We start from the raw sequence: 18143 nt of genomic DNA, 5'->3' as shown, positions 1-18143 counted from the left end.
TTACTTGAGGGGCACGAACTTCGAAGACCGGGTCGCGCCGATACCGGCCTGACCGTGCTCGACCGAGCTACGGGTCAGCTGGAACTCGCCCAGGTAGTGACCGATCATCTCGGGCTGAATCTGGGTGCGTTCGAACTCCTGGCCGGTGTAGACGGCGAAGGTGAGACCGACGAATTCGGGGAGAATCGGCATGTCACGCAGGTGCGTTCGAATCGGCGTGTTAGCCGTCTCCTCTTCCGTCTTGTCCTGAGCCTTCGCGAGCAGTTTCTCGTGCTCGGCCGACAGGCCTCGGGTGATGGTTCGCCGCTGACGAGCGGGGAGCAGTTCCGCGACCTCGTCGAGCTCCATGTCCTGCAGCTCGTCGAGCGTGTAGCCGCGGTAGGTGAACTCACCTTCGCGGCCGGTGCGGTATTGCGTACTCATGGTTACTTACCTCCCTTGCCACCGCGACCGGTGCGTTTGGAGGCGATGTCACCGACCTTCCGGCCCGGCGGAGCGTTCCGCGAGACGGACTTCGGCTGACCGGGGTGCTGCCGGCCGCCGCCACCGAACGGGTGGTCGACGGCGTTCATAGCAACACCACGCACGCGCGGCCACTTGATACCGCGCGCTTTCATCTTGTGGTACTTCTTGCCTGCCTTGACGAACGGCTTCTCCGTGCGGCCGCCACCGGCGACGACGCCGATGGTGGCTCGGCAGTTGGGGTTGAGGCGCTTGACCTCGCCCGACGGGAGCTTCACGATGGCGACCTTGCGGTCGTGCGAGAGAAGCTGCGCGCTCACGCCGGAGGCGCGGGCGAACTTCCCGCCGTCGCCGGGCTGGTGCTCGACGTTACAGACGGGGACACCCTCGGGAATCTCGGCGAGCGGCAGCGTGTTGCCGGGCTTGATTTCGGCGGAAACGCCGATCTGAAGCTCTTCGCCGACGGTGACACCCTCGGGCGCGAGAATCATGCGCTGTTCGTCCTCGAACTCGACGAGGGCGATGGGCGCGCTGCGTGCGGGGTCGTGCTCGATGCCGACGACCGTGCCCGTGATGGTGTCTTTCTCCTCGGACTTCTTGTGCGACAGTTCGGCCTTGTAGCGGTGCGACGGCGCCCGGAAGGTGGACGTACCGCGACCACGACGCTGGCCCTGAATTCGGCGTCCCATGGTTAGAACACCCCGATACGCGACGCGACTTCCTGCGCGTCGTCGTCTTCAGAGAGACGAACTGTTGCTTTCTTCTTGCCTTTCATCGTGACCTGCGTGTTGACCTTCTCGACGGTCACGTCGTAGCGCGACTGGACTTCGTCCTTCACGTCGGACTTCGTCGAGTCGATGTGGACGATGAACTGGAGCTTGTTGTCGAAGTCCATCTGGTTCATCGCCTTCTCCGTGACCAGCGGGTGTTCGATGATGCTCATCGTTCTGCGACCTCCTCGAGCGCGCTCTCGGTGAAGAGCGTGAGGCGACCGGCGTGGGTGCCGGGCGCGAGGTCCTCGGCGGAGACGTTCGCCGCGGTGGCGACGTCGACGCCGGCGAGGTTGCGAGCGGCCTTCGAGGGCTCCTCGGCCGTCACGAAGAGAATGGACTTCGGACGGGTGTACTTGCGACCGCGGAGCTTGCCCTGGCCGCCTTTGACCTTCTTGTTCTCCTCGGAGCGCTCGATGTCGTCGTAGACGCCGAGCGACTGCAGGAGGTCGACGACCTCCTTCGTCTTGACGAGGTCCTCGAAGTCGTCGGAGACGACGAGGGGGAGCTCGACGTCGTCGTCGAAGCGGTGACCGCGCTCGGCGACCAGCTCGGGGTCCGTCGTGGCGGCGAGCGCCGAGCGGACGGCGAGCTTACGCTCCTTCGTGTTGATCTCCTTCCCCTGGTCCTTCTCGGCCTTCGGCGGGTGAGCGCGACGGCCGGAGACGGCGTGCGGGACGCGTCGGGCGACGCCGTTCTGGCGTGGGTCGTGGGACATCCCACGGCCGCTGCCCATGGACTCTGCCGGGGTTCGAAGTCCGGCGTAGGGGTCGGCACCGTACGGCTGTTTTCGGTTTGCCTGCGCGGCGATGACGGCACGCTTGATGAGGTCGGGACGGTAAGCCGTCTCGAAGACCTCGGGCAGGTCGATGCTGCCCGCGTCGTCGCCGTTCAGGTCTCGGATAGTTGCCTGCATGGATTATCCCTGGTTCGATGCGGTAGAGACGTAGCGCACCTCGGGGTCGAGGCGCGGCTGGTCGTTCGGCCGGATGGCCGGGCGGAACCGCAGAAGGCGCTTGTTGGGGCCCGGCAGCGAGCCCTTGATGAGCGCGTAGGAGCCGTCGACCTCGCCGTAGTTGACGAAGCCACCTTCGACGGAGGCCTCGTCACCCTCACCGAGGTCGATGAGGCGCTTGTTGAGCTCGGTGCGCTGGTGGTAACCAGTCTGACCGAGCTGCGGAACCGTAGAGCGGACACGGGACGGGTTCCAGGGGCCGAGGTTGCCAATACGGCGTCTCCAGCCCTGGCGGGCGTGCTTGCCCTTACGCTTCTGGACGCCCCATCGCTTGACGGGACCCTGCGTACCCTTACCCTTCGTGACACCCGCGGCGTCGAGGTACTCGCCGGCGCGGAACACGTCGGACATCTCGTGTTCGCCGCCCTCGGCAACGAGGTCGAGGGCGAAGTCGGCGCGCTCCACCATGGAGCCGCCACCGACGCGAGTCTCCATCACGTCGGGCTTCTTCTTGGGCACGTTCGCGAGCTCGGCGGGCACCGTGTGCGTGATGACGCGGAGGTCATCGACTTCGCCGGCCTCGACGGCCTCGCGAAGCGCGTCGGCGTCCGAGTCGAACGTGTTCTCTGCCGGCAGGTCGAGGACGCGGTCGAGTTCGTCGTGGAACTCGTCCGTCCAGACCTCGGTCTGCGGCTTCATACCGTACGGCGTCTGCTCGTAGGCGCGAAGGGCGACGGCGCGCATCGGCGGCGTCTCGACGACGGTCACCGGGACGGACTCCTCCATTCCCTCGCGGGGGGAGTCGGCCTCGTCGTTGACCATCATGACGTGGGTCATACCGGCCTTGTAGCCAGCGAATCCCTGCAGTGCAGGGGAACCGTCGTCACTTGGCCACGACTTGATACGCGGGACCTCTTTGGTCACACGCTTGCGGGGGCTGAAGCCCATCGAGCCTTTTCGTGGTCTGCTTGGTTGTGGCATGGATTCACTCCGTGAGTGTCAGGGAGGCGAGGGAGGCGAACATCGCTTCTTCTGTTCGCACGACCTCGCTGCCCTGTCGCGGAATCGTATTGAGCCAGAGGTCGAACCCCGGACCAACGGAAGGTTCGACGTCTGCAACATCCTCGGGAGACATCCCGAGCATGTCCGGAAGCCCACGGCCCGGCGACCCGAAGACGACGGTCATGCCGCCGGCATCGGTGATGCGGGCCGTCAAGTCGCCCAATGTGGGGACCGACAGCGGTTCGCCATAGCGAGACGTGGCGATTCGCACGCCCGCATCTGGCCTGCCGAGTGCTTCCGTGAGGTCCATGCGGGATACGTCGAAGCCCGAGAGGGGCTCGTCGACGATCCGCGCACGGACCGGTTCTCGCGAAGAGATCCTGACAGCGACGCGCTCTCCCTCTGTGAGGTCCATCCCGGGAGGGACGAACAGGGAGATCGGGTGTTGCATTCCGCAATTGACCCGAACGCGGTCGTCAGGTCCGACCTCGGTCACGATTCCTTCTCGCAACGCGGGCGACTCGTCAGAGTCGTCCGCGGTCGTAGACGCCACGAGAACGGGCGGCAGGATACCAGCGTAGCGGAGTTCGTCGCGCTTACCCCAGACCTCCTTGCGGAGGTAGGGGGGCGTCGCGGCGTACCGAAGTACGGTTTCGACGAACTCGCCGCCCCACTTGTTCTCGCCGTCTTCGTCGGGGAAGACGACGAGTTCGTTCGCCCGGAAGACCGCCGCCGCGCGGGCGACGTAGCCGAGTTTGCGAGTTGCCTCGCGTTGATCTTCGGCTTCCCGGACGAGTGAGGACGGCACGAGTACGCTGAGTTTCATGCCGGGTTCATCCTCGTCTCGTCTAGACTGTGGCGTTTGTACCGGGGGCCTACCTAAAAGAGTAGCGAATCCGTTCTGGGGTGGTAGAGCGTCCCACGACCCAGTTTGTGGACGATTGGCGAATGACGCGTGGTACGTAATTACACGGTCGACGACAGGTCGGCGAAGGCGAATCTCACGTGGTAGCAGGTGGCGCGCCGTCGCCCGATTTCTCCCCCGTTTCGCAAGTCTTATTTATCAACCCGACACTATCGAGTAACGCAGCAGCACGCCACGATACACGCGGAATGCGCTGGTAGTGTAGTGGTATCACGTGACCTTGCCATGGTCACAACCTGGGTTCAAATCCCAGCCAGCGCACTTCCACCACATGCGTCGGTAGTGTAGTGGTATCACGTGACCTTGCCATGGTCACAACCTGGGTTCAAATCCCAGCCGACGCACTTTCTGAACGGTACCAAACGAGGAGTCGTCAGACTCCGAGTTTCCGTGGAGTGAAGAAGTGCGGCCAAGAGGGATTCTGAACCCGACCAGTCGCGCACAGCGAACGAAGTGAGCGAGCACGTCTGGGTTCGGTTCAAATCCCAGCCGACGCACTTCTACAACGAATCTACCCTCCGAGCGACCGCTGTGCGTGTCGCTCGGACTGTGAGTTGTGAATGCGGGACGCTGGGATTTGAACTAGCGAGCGAACGTGAGTGAGCGAGTGGAGTTCAAATCCCAGCCGACGCACTTCTCTGAACGAAACTCAGTCACCGACGCGTCCCCGAGAACTCACGTTTCGTCCCGTGCCCGCCACCACCAGACCATCGCGGCCACGCCGACGACGAGGACAACGACGGCGAGCGCGTCGAGGGCGTAGTTGAGCGGCGTTCCCGTCGGCACGGTCCCGGACTGCGTCACCTGTAAGAGGGCGTACGAGAGCCACGTGAGACACATCCCGACGAGGAGAACCGCCCGCGGAGCGGAGAGCGTTCCGCGCCGGTACTGCACGGCCGTGCCCGCGAGGAGCAACAGGTACGCGACGAGCAGGAAAACGCCCCCGAGTTCGGCGAGCACGCTCATGAGTCGATCGGAACCGTCACGAGGACGATAGCGGCCGCGAACACGACGAGTAGCGCGCCGAATTCGAGCGGCGACCGGGTGGCGAGGCGTGTGATGAGCGAGGCGGGCGCGGTACTCTCACGGAGTTCGATGCCGAACTCGCTGGCGGAGAGCGCGGCGGACGCGCCGACGGCGGCGGCGACGACGCCGACCACTCGCGTGACGCGGGAATGGAGGGAGACCATACGGAACGTCCGCAGAGAATACACTAAACAGTTGACAACAGTCGCGGTTCTGGCCTCGCACGCGTGGGCGAAGAATCAGTAGCCGAGCGTGTCGACCGTCTCGATTCGCTCGATACCGTCGAGTTCGCAGAGGTCGGAGACGGCCGACTCGGCGAGCGAGACCACGACGCCGCCGAACCGGAGTTCGCGTTCGAGGCTGCCGCCGAGCGACTCGACGCGGGTTTCGAGCGCGGCGCGGGCGTCGTCGTCCGCGGGTTCGACGCGGAGTTCCGCGACCTCGTCGTCGAGGGGGTCGTCGCGCATGCGACGGACGGGGTGAGAGAGATACATATCCGGGGGTCGTCGGCCGGCGGGAAAACGGTCGCGGTCGGCCGGTGGCGGACCGCGCTCGACCGAGGCGTCAGTCCTCGGTGAAGTAAAACAGCGCCTCGCGACCCGCGCCGCAGTCGGGACACCCCGACGGGAACGAGGTCAGCGAGCCGAGTTCGCCGCAGTCGTCACAGCGCCAGACGAGCAGCGCCTCGCCGAAATCCTTCTCGGGCAGTCGCCGGTGTTCGACGACGGTCGGAGGCCGAACCGCGCGGGAGGCGGTCTCGGCGGTCGTCTCCACGGCCTCCCACCTCGTTCGGTCCCCTTCGAGCGGTCGCGCCGGCTGAGTCGGTCGGGCAGGGGTCTTTATTGCCATAGTGTCGCATACGCACGCCAGCCTCATAACGCCCGTCGTCACTCCTCCTGACTGTCAGGCCACGAGGACCATCGGAGTTCCAGTCTGACAGGCCCCTCCGGCAGGAATCGACTGGTTTCGGTGTCGGCGACGACCCGTTCGGGCCGGGGGAGCGTGACGGACTCGTCGCCGACGCGAACCGTCAGGTCCTCGTGTGGCGCGGCCGCCACGAGGTGGTCGAGTCGTTCGATGGCCGCGGTCACCTCGCCGCGAGTCACCGCGTCGGTCTGCGAGTCGAGGGGGACGCCGCCGAACAGCGGGCGGACGTTCACGTCGCGCGAGCGGTTCGACAGCACCGCGTTGACGGCCGCGCCGAGGAGGATGACGAGCCCGCTGAAGTAGAGCCACGTCAGGAGGACGAGGATGCCGGCGACGACGCTCGACTCGGGCGCGCGGCTACTGAACTCGACGTAGAGCCGGAACAGCGATTCGAAGGTCGTCAGCCCGACGGCGGCGACGAGGGTCCCGGGAACGACTTCGAGGTAGGTCACGTCCTCGTCGGGGAAGATGTAGTACATCGGGTAGAACGTCACGAACAGGACGACCACGAGGAGCCCGCGGTAGACGGCCCACCCGAGCGCCCCGTCGAGCGCCGGGAGCGCGGACTCGATGAGCGCGCCGGCGACGACGGCGACGGCGACGGTGACGAGCACGACGATGCCGTCGGAGAGTTGGTCGGCGAAGGTGTTGGCCGCCTCCGACTCGTAGATGTCCGAGAAGGCGGTGTCGAGGCCGCGGAAGATGCGAAGCGTCCCCCACACCAACACGAGCACCCCGACGACCGAGAGGCTCGCTAGTTGGGTCGACGACTCCAGTTCGGCGATGATAACGTCGCCCGCGCCGGGAGTCAACACGGACTGGATGACGGCGATGACGCCCTCGCGGAGGCCGCTGTCGCCGGTGGCGGAGACGGCCGCGAGGACGAGCAGGAACAGCGGTAACAGCGAGACGAACGCCCCGTAAGCGATGCTTCCCGCCATGAAGGTGAGCCGCTCGGTTCGCACCTCGTAGACGATGGCCCGGCCGAGCGTGAGCGCTCTCGTGACACGTGGATTCATGAACGCTGATACGTCGGCCGACGAGAAAAGCGCGATGCGCCGCCAAGTCGGGGATGCGGAGGCGGCTATCGCCGGGCGGCGAAGACGGCGACTGCCAGCCCCAAGACAGCGCCCGTCGCGGTCCACTCCACCGCGTAACCGACCGTGCCACCGATGGCTGAGCCGAGGGTCACCCCACCGACGACGTTCGCACCCGCGACGAGTGCCACCCGAGTGAGTTCGCTCTGGAACATATCGGAATCTGTGGCTGTTCGAGGAGATAGCCTCGTCGGTTCCGTCATCGAATCGGCAGCCTCGGTCCACTCCGTTTTACTACCGCGTGGCGCGTGGGTTCGACCATGACAGTCATCGCGATGCTGAGCGTCGCACCGGTCGTCGAAGGGAGCATGTCGGGCGAGGTCGCCAAGGCGGTCGCGGCTCTCGACGACTTCGAGGTGTCCTACGAGACGAATCCGATGGGGACGGTCATCGAGGCCGACGACATCGACGAACTGCTCGCGGCGGTCGGCGCGGCCCACAAGGCGGTCGACGGCGACCGCGTGAGCACGTTCCTGAAGATAGACGACAAGCGCACGAAGGACCAGACGGCCGCCGACAAGGTCGACGCGGTCGAAGCCCACCTCGGTCGGGAAGCGAGAAGCGACCGCGAATAGTGTCGCACGGGGGTGCGGCGACCCGCCGCGCATTCCCGCGACGCGCCCCACGTGGCACGTCCACGCGACCCGTAGCGGTAGGTGACTGACAAACCCTTTAGCCGAAGGCGCGCAATCGCCTCGCATGGACAGCATCAATCGGATGGCCATCGAACTGGTCGACGAGGCGCTCGATTTCGCCGGGGAACTCGGCATCGAGGGCTACGAACTCGACTCGGGCGCGACGGTCATCGACTTCGGCGTCGACGCCGACGGCGGTGTCGAGGCGGGGATGCTCCTCGCGGAGATTCAGACCGCGGGTCTCGCCACGGTACAGACGCGGATGGGCGAGGTCGCCGGCACGCCCCGCCCGCACGTCGAACTCTCCACCGACCGCCCCGCGCTGGCCCTCCTGTGCTCGCAGAAGGCCGGCTGGGAGCTCACCTTCGACGACTTCGACGGCCTCGGCTCCGGCCCCGCACGCGCGCTGGTCGGCGAGGAAGAGGAGTTCCACCACCTCGGCTACTACGACGAGTTCGACCTGACGGTCCTCTCCGTCGAGAGCATCGACCTCCCGACCGACGAGGTCGCGGAACACGTCGCGGAGACGACCGGCCTCGAACCGAGCGCCGTCTTCCTGCCGACCTACGCGACCGGCTCGCTCGTCGGGAGCGTCACGGGCGCGGCCCGCGCGGCCGAACTCGCCGTGTTCAACCTCTTCGAGGCGGGCTACGACCCGACGAACGTCCTCTCTATCAACGGTTCCGCCCCGCTCGCCCCCGTCAGATACGACGAGAGCGTCGCCATGGGACGGACGAACGACGCCGTCGCCTACGGCGGGCGCGTCCACGTCACCGTCAGCGAGGACTTCGACGACTTCGACCGCGCGATTTCCACGGCCGGACCCGACTACGGCGTGCCGTTCGAACAACTGTTCGAGGACGCCGACTGGGACTTCGGCGAGGTCGACCCCGACGTGTTCGGCCCCGCGCAGGTCACCGTCGACGTGGTCGACGGCCCGACGTACGCCCTCGGCGAGACCGACGAGGACGTGCTCGCCGACTCGTTCGGACTGTGAGGCGCAAACCGGTCCCGCCCGCGCCGGACTCCCTCGACCGACTGTGGGACGCCCACCGCGCCGTCCCGCTGATTCCGGGCTCCGAAGACGACTGCTGCGGCCGGGTGGCGAACCGACTCAACGTGACGCCCGACGAGGGCCGCGACTGGCTCGTGTTCTGCCAGTCGCTCGGCCTCGCCCGCGAGGTGAGCCGCGGCTTCGAGCGCGTCCGCGAGGACCCGACGCGGGACGACTTGCGGGCCGCCTTCGAGGCGAACGTCTTCGGCGCGAGAGAGGCCCTCGACGCCCTTGGCGACGAGCCGAGGTCTGCGGACGCGGTCTTCGACGCGTTCGAGCCGACCGTCCCGAACTGGGAGCGCCACCGCGACCCCGACGGGTGGGAATCGCGCTGGCGAAACAGGGTCGCGCGGCTGCTCGACTGGGCGGTGCTGTTCGGCGCGGCGGCGAGAAAACCGGACGGCTACGTCGCGGTCGAGGAATCAGCCTGACCGCCGGCGGGGACGAACCCGCGTCGCCGCCCGTGTTACGTTAGTCGACCTTGGTCACGGTCCCGACGCCCTTGGACCGGCCCTCGCGGAAGACGAACCGCTGGCCCTCCTCGACGAAGTACGGTCGGAACTTGAACTCCACGCGGGTCGTGCCGGTGTCGCCCGGCAGGAGCCGCCCCCCGTCGGGGTGGAAGACGGCCGCCTCAGAGATGGTTTCGAGGTGGACCACGGGCTCGTAGCCCTCCTGAATCCGCGTCGGGTGGTTGAGTACCATCACGTCGGCCTCGAACTCGCGGACGGCGGTGGGCTCCGAGTCGGCCGGGAGGAGCACCATCCCCCGTTCGATTTCGGACTCGCGGACGCCCTTGAGGGCGATGCCGACGATGCGGCCGGCGTTGGCCCGGTCGACCCGGTGGTAGTGCATCTCGATAGAGCGGACCTCGACCTCGCGGAACTCGCCGTCGGACATCGGTCCCAAGAGCAGTTTGTCACCGGCCTCGACCGCCCCGGAGTTGACCGTGCCGGAGGCGACCGCGCCGACGCCAGTGACCGAGTAGGTCCGGTCGATGTACATCTTGAAGTCGCCCTCGGCGGCGCTGCGCTTCGGGAGCGACTCGAACAGCCGGTCGAGGTCGTCGAGGCCGTCCATCGTGACCGCGCTCGTCAGGAACAGCGGGACGACCGACTCGCTTATCTCGTCGACCGCGGCGTCGACGCCGTGGCGCTCGACGCTCAGGGGCGTCCGGCCCACGTCGCGGAGGAGCCGCTCGACCTCGCGTTCCACCTCGGCGGCGCGCTCCTCGGAGACGGCGTCGACCTTCGTGATGGCGACGACCGTCGGTAGCTCCATCGCGAGCAGGATGCCGAGGTGTTCGCGGGTCGTCCGCGTCGGGCCGTCGTCGGCGGCGACGACGAGCAGGCCGTAGTCGAGACGCTGACCGACGAGGCCGCGAATCGTCGTCCGGAGCCACGGCTCGTGGCCCACAGTATCGACGAACGAGACCAGCCGGTCGGCCTCCTGAACGATTTGCGCCCGGTCGGACTTCCGGTGGGGGTTTCGCATGTGGACCGGGCCGTCGTCGGAAAAGCCGTAGACGGCGTACGAGAGGTCCGCCGACAGGCCGCGTTCGACCTCGTGGGGCTGCACGTCGAGGAACGACCGCGTGCCGCCGTTGCCGTTGTCGGCCTGCCCGGTGACGAGCGAACCGACGAGGGTGGACTTCCCGTGGTCGACGTGGCCCGCGGTGCCGACGACGATGTGGTCGTCGTCCACGTCGAGCATCGCCCCCTCGCGGATGGTCGCGACGCCGACGAGGCCGCGCTCGGCCGAGTCGCCGACGCCCCACGTCTCCACGTCTTCGATGTGCGCGCCGGCCTCCTCGGCCAGAAGCGACAGCACGTCCATGGTCTCGGAGAAGTCGTCCGGCGGGATGCCGGCGATGCCGCCGTCGTCGGTGACGCCGACCACGTAGGTCGCCACGCCGTCGCCGGAGAGCACTCGGTGTCGGAGCTGAGCCGCGAGCGACTCCATCCGGCCGTCGGACAGGTGAACGGCGCGGGTGAGGCGTTCTTTGAACTCGACGTTGCCGCCTTCTTCCTCACCGCGCTCGAGGGCCTCGTCCAAGAGAGCCCGATCCGCGCTCATGGAAGCGGGTAGGAAACCGACCGTGAAAACGCTTTCCGCGGTAGCGATTACCATGAGAACGTACCGCAATCGAGACGGAACCGACGCGGGGGCGCTCGTCGAGGCTTGTGCCGGTCGAATGCGGGTGAAAAGGAAACCGCGTTACTCGGTCAGGCGCTCGTAGGCGCGGTTGACGCGCTTGAACGCCTCCTCGTCGCCGGTCTTCGAGTCCGGATGGGTCTCCTTGACTCGCTTCCGGTAGGCCGCCTTCACCTCGTCCTCGGAGGCGTCGTCGTCGAGGCCGAGCGTTTCGAGGGCTTTCTGCCGACTCATGCCGCGCCGCGGCGGGCGGACCCGCGTCCCGCTTCCGTCGCGGGCGCGCCGTCTCCGCCGACCGCCGTCGAATCCGCCGCCGGGGCCGGCGTTCGGGCCGAATCGACCGGTTCGTGGTCCCTCTTGGGGGTCGCCGCGGGGACCCGCGCCGAAGCCGCCGGTCCCCCGGCGGTCGCCCCGCCGTTGGTCCGACCGGAAGCCGAACCCGCCGCGCCCGGCGTCGGCGCGGACGCGCGTCCTGCGGAACCGCTCTTCGAGGCGGCCGCTGACGTGGGCGTACATGAAGTACGTCGTCGCGCCGAAGGGGATGGCGACGAACAGCAACAAGAGCTGTTGGTAGGCGAACGCCAACACGACGAGGAGCATGGTGATTCCCGCGAACACCGCCGCGAGCCCCATGACGAGTCGGTCTCGGTCCACGAGCGCAGTTAGGGGCGCACGGTGGTAAACGTCTCGCCGGGGAGTCACCTGCCGAAGAGTCACCCGCCGAAAATCGAGCGCCCGCGCCGACTCAGCGGTACTGGTTCAGCCGCTTTTTGAGGCGCTTGGCCGCCTGTCCGGCGGCCTTGTCGAAGTCCTCGCCGTCGTCCTCGCCGGCGAAGATGATGCCGCGCGAGGAGTTCACGAGACCGACGCCGTCGGCGAGGCCGAACTCGACGGCGGCCTCGGCGTCGCCGCCCTGCGCCCCGACGCCGGGGACGAGGAAGGGCAGGTCGGGCACCTGTTCGCGGAGGTGTTCCAGTTCGTCGGGACCGGTCGCGCCGACGACGAGGCCGACGTTGCCGTGTTCGTTCCAGAGGTCGCAGAGCGCCGCGACGCGCTCGTAGAGGGGTTCGCCCGAATCGAGTTCGAGCGACTGGAGGTCGGAGCCGCCGGGGTTCGAGGTCCGACAGAGGACGAACACGCCCTTGTCCTCGCGGGCGAGGAACGGCTGGATGGAGTCGCGGCCCATGTAGGGGTTGACCGTGATGGCGTCGGCGTCGTCGAGCAGGTCGGCGTACTTGCGGGTCGTGTTACCGATGTCGGCGCGCTTGGCGTCGAGGAGGACCGGCACGCCCTTGCCGTGGGCGTAGGCGACGGTCTCGCGCAGGGAGCGCCAGCCGTCTTCGTCCTCGTAGAACGCCGCGTTCGGCTTGTACGCCGCGGCGTGCTCGTGAGTCGCGTCGATGATGCGGCGGTTGAACGCCCACCGCGGGAGGTCCTTGTCGAGGAGGTGGTCGGGGATGCGGTCGATGTCGGCGTCGAGGCCGACCGAGACGACGCTGTCTGTCGCCTCGATGCGGTCGCGGAGGTCGTCGAAGAAGCCCATTGCCCGCGAGTGCGACGACCGGCAGTAAGGGGTTTTCCCTTCGCTCCGGGTGGACCGGCCCGCTCACCCGGTCCGGAAGGAGAAGTCCGAACTCGGCGCGCTGTGGGTGAGCCAGCCCATCGAGACCACGTCGACGCCGGTGTCGGCGTAGGCGGGGAGCGTCTCCGGCGTGATGCCGCCGCTGGCCTCGGCGATGACGCCCTCGGGGAGCCGGGAGACGCCCTCGCGGACCGCCTCGGGCGGGAGGTTGTCGAACAAGACGATGTCGGCTCCGGCGGCCGCGGCGCGCTCGCCCATCTCGGGCGTCTCGACTTCGACTTCGAGCTTCGTCGCGAACGACTTGCGCTCGGTGAAGCGGCGGACGGCTTCTTCAAGCCCGAGTTCGGCGACGTGGTTGTCCTTGACCATCACCATCCCCGAGAGCGTGAGGCGGTGGGTGTCGCCGCCGCCGGCGACGACGGCGCGCTTTTCGACGCCGCGGAGGCCGGGCGTGGTCTTGCGGGTCGCGGCGACCCGGACCGAGTCGGAGACCTCGCGGGCGGCGGCGACCGCCTCGCGAGTCGTGGTCGCGACCCCGGAGGCGTGGCCGACGACGTTGGCGGCGACGCGCTCGCCGCGGAGGACGCTCCGGGCGTCGCCGTCGACTCGCAGCACTTCGTCGCCGGCTTCGACCGCGTCGCCGACTTCGACCGTTCGCTCGGCCTCAACGCCGAGGTAGTCGAAGACGGCGACGGCGGCGTCGAGACCGGCGGCGACCGCCGGCTCCTTCGCCACGAGTCGCCCGGTGGTGTCGCCGGGCACGTCGTTCGTCACGTCGCGGTGGCCGACGTCCTCGGCCAGCCAGCGCTCGACGGTCTCAGTCGTCAGCACGCGGGGTCACCCCCCGTCCGGCGTCGTCGCTCTCCTCGCTTTCCTCGCTTCCGTCCGGGTCGACCAGCGAGTGACAGCCGGCCGACGGCGCGTCGGCGGCCGCGCGGGCGACGAGGAGCGACGAGACGCAGGCGTTCCGGAGTTCGTAGATGGACCGCGAGACGCGGGTGCGGGCGTAGGCGTCGACCTCGCCCTTCAGGCGGCGGAGCCGAGCCCGCGCGGTCCCGAGCCCGTCGGGGGTGCGCTCGATGCCGACGAACTCGTCCATCGTCCGCCCGAGGCGGTCGAACTTCGTGTCGGCGAAGGCGTCGGGCAGCGCCGGGTCGGAGTCGCGCGGCGGCGCGTACTCGACGGCCTCGGCGTCGCCGCGGCCCCGGTCGGCCGCGGTCTCGCCGGCGCGGACGCCCCAGACGAGCCCTTCGAGCAGGCTGGTCGAGGCGAGTCGGTTCGCGCCGTGGACGCCGGTGCGGGCGCACTCGCCGGCGGCGAACAGGCGGGACAGCGAGGTTCTGCCGCGGTCGTCGACGGCGACGCCGCCGCAGAGGAAGTGCTCGCTCGGGGCGACGGGGATGCCGGCGTCGAGGTCGACGCCGCGGTCGTCACAGAGCGCCGCGAGGTCGGGGAACTCCTCGCGGAAGTCGAGGTCGGACACGTCGAGGACGACGCGGCCGGTTCGGTCGCGAGCGCGGGAGACGGCGCGGGCGACCACGTCTCGGGGGGCGAGTTCGGCGTCTTCGTGCACGTCAGGCATGAATCGGCGGCCGTCGGCGTCGCGCAGGGTCGCGCCCTCGCCGCGAACGGCTTCGCTGACGAGGAACGGTTGCGCGTCGTCGTCGGCCTGGGGGTCAGTCCGGGGGTCGTACGCCGTCGGGTGAAACTGGACGTACTGCATGTCCGAGACGGTCGCGCCGGCGAGCGCGGCCATCGCCACGCCGTCGCCGGTCGCGCCCGCGGGGTTGGTCGACCGGGCGTAACAGTCGCCGATGCCGCCGGTGGCGAGGACGGTCGCCCCGGCGAACACGGGTTCGACCTCGCCGTCGGCGAGGATGGTCGCGCCGCGGACGGTTCCCTCCTCGGTCAGGAGGTCGAGCGCCGTCGCGTCGTCGACGATGCGCACGCCGTCGCGGGCCGACAGGTGCTGAAGGAACGGCCGGAGGACGTGCGCGCCGGTGCTGGCGTCGACGTGGAGGATGCGGCGGCTGGAGTGGCCCGCCTCGCGGGCGAGGTCGAAGTCGGCGGCGTCGGTGCTGTCGGTGCCGTCGGCGCCGCCGCCCACCGCGTCGAACTCGACTTCGAGCGTGTCCAAGAGCACGTCCTCGACGACGGCTCGGGACTCGGAGACGAGCGTCTCGACCGCCTCGGGGTCGGCGGTGTCGTCGCTCGCGCGGCGGATGTCGGCGGCGAACTCCTCGGGCGCGGACTGGGTGACGGCGATGCCGCCCTGCGCCCAGTCGGACGCGGCGTCCTCGGGCTCGGTCGCCTTCGTGACGACGAGCACGTCGGCCCCCTCGCGGGCGGCGGCGAGGGCCGCGGCGCAGCCGGCGATGCCGGAGCCGACGACGAGCACGTCGGCCTTCATAGTTCGAGCATGCGGTCGAGCGCGACCGCGGCGAGTTCTTTCTCCTCGGGCGCGACCTCGACGACGTTGGGTTCGCGGCCCGCGGCGAGTTCTTCGAGCACCCACGTCAGGTAGTTGGGGTCGACCTGCCGCATGGCGTTGCAGTCCATGCAGGCGTCGCCGCAGAGCGGCCGCACGTCGACCTCGGGGTGCCAGCGCGCGAGGTGTCGCGCGAGGTGGACTTCGGTGCCGATGGCCCACGTCTCGCCGGGGTCGGCGTTCTCGATGACGTCGCAGATGTGGCTCGTCGAGCCGACCTCGTCGGCGGCCGCGACGACGCTCGGGCGGCACTCGGGGTGGGCGACGACCTTCGCGCCGTCGGCCTGCGCCTCCTCGACGTGGTCGACGCGGAAGCGCTCGTGGACCTGACAGTAGCCGTCCCAGAGGATGACCTCGGCGTCGCCGAGGTCGGGAATCTCGGGGTCGACCTCGCCGGCGGCGCCCATCGACTCGGCCACGTCGCCGGCCCACGGGTCCCACTCGACGACCCCGTCGATGCCGAGGTCGTCGGACGTGTTGCGCCCGAGGTGCTTGTCGGGCAGGAACAGCACGGCGTCGCCCCGTTCGAAGGCCCACTCGAAGGCGTCGGCGGCGTTCGAGGAGGTGCAGATGAGCCCGCCGTGGGAGGCGCAAAAGGCCTTCAGGTCTGCGTAGGAGTTCATGTACGTCACGGGGATGATGTCCTTGCCGCCGGACTCCTCGACGAGCGTCTCCCACGCGGAGTCGACCTGCACGGCCTCGGCCATCCCGGCCATCGGACACGACGCCTCCATCGACGGGAGAATCACCGTCTGGTCGTCGTCGGTGATGATGTCCGCGCTCTCGGCCATGAACGTCACGCCGGCGAAGACGACGTACTCGGCATCGGACTCGGCGGCGCGCTTCGAGAGCTCGTAGGAGTCGCCGATGAAGTCCGCGTGCTCGACGATTTCGCGTCGCTGGTAGTTGTGTCCGAGCACGATGACTCGGTCGCCGAGCTCCTCGCGGGCGGCGGCGATTCGCCGGGAGCGGGCGGCCTCGTCGAGGTCGCGGTGGCTCTCCGGAAGCTGTTCGAGCGTGTCGTATTTGAACAGGCTGAGCTCCGACTCGAACCCGACCGACTGTAATTCAACCACGATTGGTCACCACGGTGGAAGTCCAATCATCGGGCCTTATTGAAAAATATTTTTCTTCAATACTCGCCACCCACCCGTAAAGATTCTCTACAGCCCCGATTGGTCGGTGGTACTTCCGTCTGTTTGGATTCAGAACCCGCGAACGCCGTCTACTCGGTTGAAGAATAATTTTCTTCGAATGTACTCCCCCGTCGATGGCGATTGTTCGCTCAGTCGCGTTCGAAGACGACGCGACCGTCCACGACGGTCATCGAGACCGCGACGTCGCGAATCGAGTCGGTTTCCCACGGCGACTCGTCGAGGACGACGAGGTCCGCGGCGGTGCCGACCGCGACGGTTCCCAGTCGGTCCTCGTCGAAGCCGGCGTAGGCCGCACCGGACGTGTACGCCCGGAGCGCCTCGGTGACGGTGAGCGACTGGTCGGGGTTCGGGTGGTCGGTGGCGAGGTCGACGCCGAGAAGCGGCCCGAGCGGCATGCAGTCGCTCCCGAACGCGAGGTCGACCCCGGCGTCGAGCAGGTCGCGGTAGCGGTTGGTCCGCAGGCGTCGCTCGCCGAGGCGGGCGTCGTAGAGGCCGCCCTCGTCGGCCCACTTCAGGAAGTTCGGCTGGACCGAGGCGACGACGCCCAGTTCGGCGAACCGTTCGATGGCCTCGTCGGAGGCGAGTTCGACGTGTTCGACCCGGTGGCGGGCCGAGCCGGGGTCGTCGGTCTCCTCGTACGCGTTGAGCACTGCGTCGATGGCCGCGTCGCCGATGGCGTGCGCGGTGAGCTGGTAGCCCGAGTCGTCCGCGTCGGCGACGAGTTCGCGGAGTTCCTCGGGGTTGACGACCCACTGGCCCGCCTCGTCGTCGGCCGCGTCGGGGTCACCCGCGGCGTCCGCGTACGGTTCGGTGAGCTTCGCGGTCCGGCCGCCGAAGCTCCCGTCGGTGAACGTCTTTATCGCGCCGACGGCGACGAGGTCGCCGCGGCTCCCGCCTCCGTGGTTCGTCCGCAGACCGACCTCGCGGAGCGCGTCGAGGTGGTCCGACCAGTAGTTGATTCGGACGCGGAGGTCCAGTTCGCCGGCTTCGTCGAGGTCGCGGTAGACCTCGGGCGCGCGGGAGCCGCGGACCATGTCGTGGACGCCGGTGACCCCGCGGGCGGTTGCGTACGACTGCGCGGCGCGGACGAGCGCCGCCATCTCCTCGCGGCCCGGTTCGGTCGCCTCGCGGAGCACGTCGACCGCGCCCTCGACCACGACGCCCGTCGGCTCGCCGGCGGCGTCGCCGTCGACGACGCCCTCGGAAGCAGCGTCTCCGCCGGCGGTCTGCACGCCCGAGCCGGGCATCTCGTCGGCGTAGCGGTCGAGGACGACCGAGTTGACGCCGGCGGTGTGGAGGTCCTCGCGGAAGGCGACCACGGGAAGCGACTCGGAGACGGCGTCGAGGTCGTCGCGGGTGAGATATCTGGATTCGTCCCACGTGCTCTCGTCGTAGCCGTAGCCGAGCACCCAGTCGGTCTCGTCGCCGGTCCCGTCGCTGCTGGCCCCACCACCGCCGGCTCCGCCGTCGTCAGCTTCGACTTCGGCGGCTCGCTCGCGGAGCAGTTCGACCGCCTCCGCCGGGGAGTCGGCGGCCGAGAGGTCGGCGTGGACGAGCGACCGGCCGACCATCGGGAGGTGCGTGTGGGCGTCGATGAAGCCGGGGAGAACGACGCGGCCGCCACAGTCGACGACCCGCGTCTCGACGCCGACGAGCAGTTCCACGTCGAACGCGCGGCCGACGCGGACGACCTCGCCGTCGCGGACGGCGACGGCTTCGTGCGTCTCGTCGGGCGAGCCGAGCGTGTGTACCTCCGCGTTCGTCAGTACGAGGTCCGCTGCCGCGGTCATACGTTCGACCCCGACGCGGGAGGGCAAAACGGTTCGGGAGGCGGCGGGGTGGCCGGGCGGTGGCCGGGTGGTCTCGGACGGGGACAGACGGCGACCGTTGAAAGAACCGGAACGCGTTA

Annotated in this window: 22 protein-coding genes and 2 tRNA genes; 5 read left to right on the top strand and 19 right to left on the bottom strand. The window is 68.6% G+C overall.

The genetic code is table 11. From position 1 onward, the window contains the following. Genes C5C07_RS10900 through C5C07_RS10875 form a run of 6 tightly spaced genes read right to left on the bottom strand, consistent with a single transcriptional unit; the run spans window position 1 to window position 4015 of the window. Window positions 1-423 (bottom strand): 30S ribosomal protein S19, encoded by a 423-nt coding sequence (locus C5C07_RS10900; RefSeq protein WP_004974913.1) that lies wholly within the window; start codon window positions 421-423, stop codon window positions 1-3. A gap of 2 nt (window positions 424-425) precedes the next feature. After that, on the bottom strand, window positions 426-1151 hold the full coding sequence (locus C5C07_RS10895; RefSeq protein WP_004974912.1) for a 50S ribosomal protein L2: 726 nt from the start codon (window positions 1149-1151) through the stop codon (window positions 426-428). A gap of 2 nt (window positions 1152-1153) precedes the next feature. Continuing rightward, on the bottom strand, window positions 1154-1405 hold the full coding sequence (locus C5C07_RS10890) for a 50S ribosomal protein L23 (protein WP_004974911.1): 252 nt from the start codon (window positions 1403-1405) through the stop codon (window positions 1154-1156). Next, complete coding sequence (rpl4p, locus tag C5C07_RS10885) at window positions 1402-2148, bottom strand: 50S ribosomal protein L4 (RefSeq protein WP_004974910.1); 747 nt, start codon at window positions 2146-2148, stop codon at window positions 1402-1404. The genes C5C07_RS10890 and rpl4p overlap by 4 nt, the downstream gene beginning before the upstream one ends. Window positions 2149-2151: 3 nt before the next feature. Further along, a complete protein-coding gene (locus tag C5C07_RS10880) occupies window positions 2152-3168 on the bottom strand; it encodes a 50S ribosomal protein L3 (RefSeq protein ID WP_004974909.1) in 1017 nt (338 codons plus the stop codon). Between the two features lie 4 nt (window positions 3169-3172). After that, window positions 3173-4015 (bottom strand): putative RNA uridine N3 methyltransferase, encoded by an 843-nt coding sequence (locus C5C07_RS10875; RefSeq protein ID WP_115805066.1) that lies wholly within the window; start codon window positions 4013-4015, stop codon window positions 3173-3175. 289 nt (window positions 4016-4304) lie between these two features. On the opposite strand from C5C07_RS10875, the gene C5C07_RS10870 reads away from it, so the two are divergent. Together C5C07_RS10870 and C5C07_RS10865 are read left to right on the top strand one after the other, a co-directional pair. Continuing rightward, window positions 4305-4375: transfer RNA gene (locus C5C07_RS10870), tRNA-Gly, on the top strand. A 12-nt stretch (window positions 4376-4387) separates the two neighbouring features. Continuing rightward, a tRNA-Gly gene (locus tag C5C07_RS10865) sits at window positions 4388-4458 on the top strand. 331 nt (window positions 4459-4789) lie between these two features. Here the strand turns inward: C5C07_RS10865 and C5C07_RS10860 are convergent. The 6 genes from C5C07_RS10860 to C5C07_RS10835 all read right to left on the bottom strand — a co-directional run bounded on the left by C5C07_RS10860 (window position 4790) and on the right by C5C07_RS10835 (window position 7319). After that, window positions 4790-5080 (bottom strand): hypothetical protein, encoded by a 291-nt coding sequence (locus C5C07_RS10860; RefSeq protein WP_004974907.1) that lies wholly within the window; start codon window positions 5078-5080, stop codon window positions 4790-4792. Further along, a complete protein-coding gene (locus C5C07_RS10855) occupies window positions 5077-5304 on the bottom strand; it encodes a hypothetical protein (protein WP_004974906.1) in 228 nt (75 codons plus the stop codon). The genes C5C07_RS10860 and C5C07_RS10855 overlap by 4 nt, the downstream gene beginning before the upstream one ends. Before the next feature lie 75 nt (window positions 5305-5379). After that, the gene (locus tag C5C07_RS10850; RefSeq protein ID WP_004974905.1) at window positions 5380-5634 is read right to left on the bottom strand and encodes a hypothetical protein; all 255 of its coding nucleotides are present in this window, start codon (window positions 5632-5634) and stop codon (window positions 5380-5382) included. A gap of 70 nt (window positions 5635-5704) precedes the next feature. Next, window positions 5705-5989 (bottom strand): hypothetical protein, encoded by a 285-nt coding sequence (locus tag C5C07_RS10845; protein ID WP_049905064.1) that lies wholly within the window; start codon window positions 5987-5989, stop codon window positions 5705-5707. A gap of 38 nt (window positions 5990-6027) precedes the next feature. Beyond that, entirely contained in the window at window positions 6028-7086 is a 1059-nt protein-coding gene (locus C5C07_RS10840) for a YihY/virulence factor BrkB family protein (RefSeq protein ID WP_004974900.1), read from the bottom strand. Window positions 7087-7151: 65 nt separating this feature from the next. Further along, the gene (locus C5C07_RS10835) at window positions 7152-7319 is read right to left on the bottom strand and encodes a hypothetical protein (protein ID WP_233510337.1); all 168 of its coding nucleotides are present in this window, start codon (window positions 7317-7319) and stop codon (window positions 7152-7154) included. Between the two features lie 105 nt (window positions 7320-7424). On the opposite strand from C5C07_RS10835, the gene C5C07_RS10830 reads away from it, so the two are divergent. From C5C07_RS10830 to C5C07_RS10820, 3 genes are all read left to right on the top strand, one after another. Beyond that, window positions 7425-7739, top strand: coding sequence for an MTH1187 family thiamine-binding protein (locus C5C07_RS10830; protein WP_004062408.1), 315 nt, complete (start codon window positions 7425-7427; stop codon window positions 7737-7739). Window positions 7740-7863: 124 nt separating this feature from the next. Next, entirely contained in the window at window positions 7864-8796 is a 933-nt protein-coding gene (mch, locus tag C5C07_RS10825; protein WP_115805064.1) for a methenyltetrahydromethanopterin cyclohydrolase, read from the top strand. Further along, window positions 8793-9284, top strand: coding sequence for a hypothetical protein (locus tag C5C07_RS10820; RefSeq protein ID WP_115805063.1), 492 nt, complete (start codon window positions 8793-8795; stop codon window positions 9282-9284). Before mch ends, C5C07_RS10820 begins: the two co-directional genes overlap by 4 nt. Before the next feature lie 40 nt (window positions 9285-9324). Here C5C07_RS10820 and C5C07_RS10815 read toward each other — a convergent pair whose 3' ends face one another. From C5C07_RS10815 to C5C07_RS10785, 7 genes are all read right to left on the bottom strand, one after another. Next, window positions 9325-10929: a GTPBP1 family GTP-binding protein gene (locus C5C07_RS10815; RefSeq protein WP_004974896.1), complete on the bottom strand. Its 1605-nt coding sequence runs from the start codon at window positions 10927-10929 to the stop codon at window positions 9325-9327. Window positions 10930-11070: 141 nt separating this feature from the next. Next, window positions 11071-11661: a J domain-containing protein gene (locus C5C07_RS10810; protein WP_115805062.1), complete on the bottom strand. Its 591-nt coding sequence runs from the start codon at window positions 11659-11661 to the stop codon at window positions 11071-11073. A gap of 91 nt (window positions 11662-11752) precedes the next feature. Further along, window positions 11753-12550, bottom strand: coding sequence for an orotidine-5'-phosphate decarboxylase (pyrF, locus tag C5C07_RS10805; RefSeq protein ID WP_004974893.1), 798 nt, complete (start codon window positions 12548-12550; stop codon window positions 11753-11755). Between the two features lie 63 nt (window positions 12551-12613). Then, complete coding sequence (gene nadC, locus C5C07_RS10800) at window positions 12614-13420, bottom strand: carboxylating nicotinate-nucleotide diphosphorylase (RefSeq protein WP_115805457.1); 807 nt, start codon at window positions 13418-13420, stop codon at window positions 12614-12616. Next, a complete protein-coding gene (locus C5C07_RS10795; RefSeq protein WP_115805061.1) occupies window positions 13407-14999 on the bottom strand; it encodes an L-aspartate oxidase in 1593 nt (530 codons plus the stop codon). Before C5C07_RS10795 ends, nadC begins: the two co-directional genes overlap by 14 nt. Beyond that, window positions 14996-16153 carry a quinolinate synthase NadA gene (gene nadA, locus C5C07_RS10790; RefSeq protein WP_115805060.1) on the bottom strand — a complete coding sequence of 386 codons (1158 nt, stop codon included), beginning with the start codon at window positions 16151-16153 and terminating at the stop codon, window positions 14996-14998. The genes C5C07_RS10795 and nadA overlap by 4 nt, the downstream gene beginning before the upstream one ends. Before the next feature lie 209 nt (window positions 16154-16362). After that, window positions 16363-18024 carry an amidohydrolase gene (locus tag C5C07_RS10785; RefSeq protein WP_115805059.1) on the bottom strand — a complete coding sequence of 554 codons (1662 nt, stop codon included), beginning with the start codon at window positions 18022-18024 and terminating at the stop codon, window positions 16363-16365. Between the last annotated feature and the right edge of the window lie 119 nt (window positions 18025-18143).

This window comes from Haloferax sp. Atlit-4N, from assembly GCF_003383025.1.
GTDB lineage: Archaea > Halobacteriota > Halobacteria > Halobacteriales > Haloferacaceae > Haloferax > Haloferax gibbonsii.
This window is presented reverse-complemented; position numbering and strand designations above follow the sequence as displayed.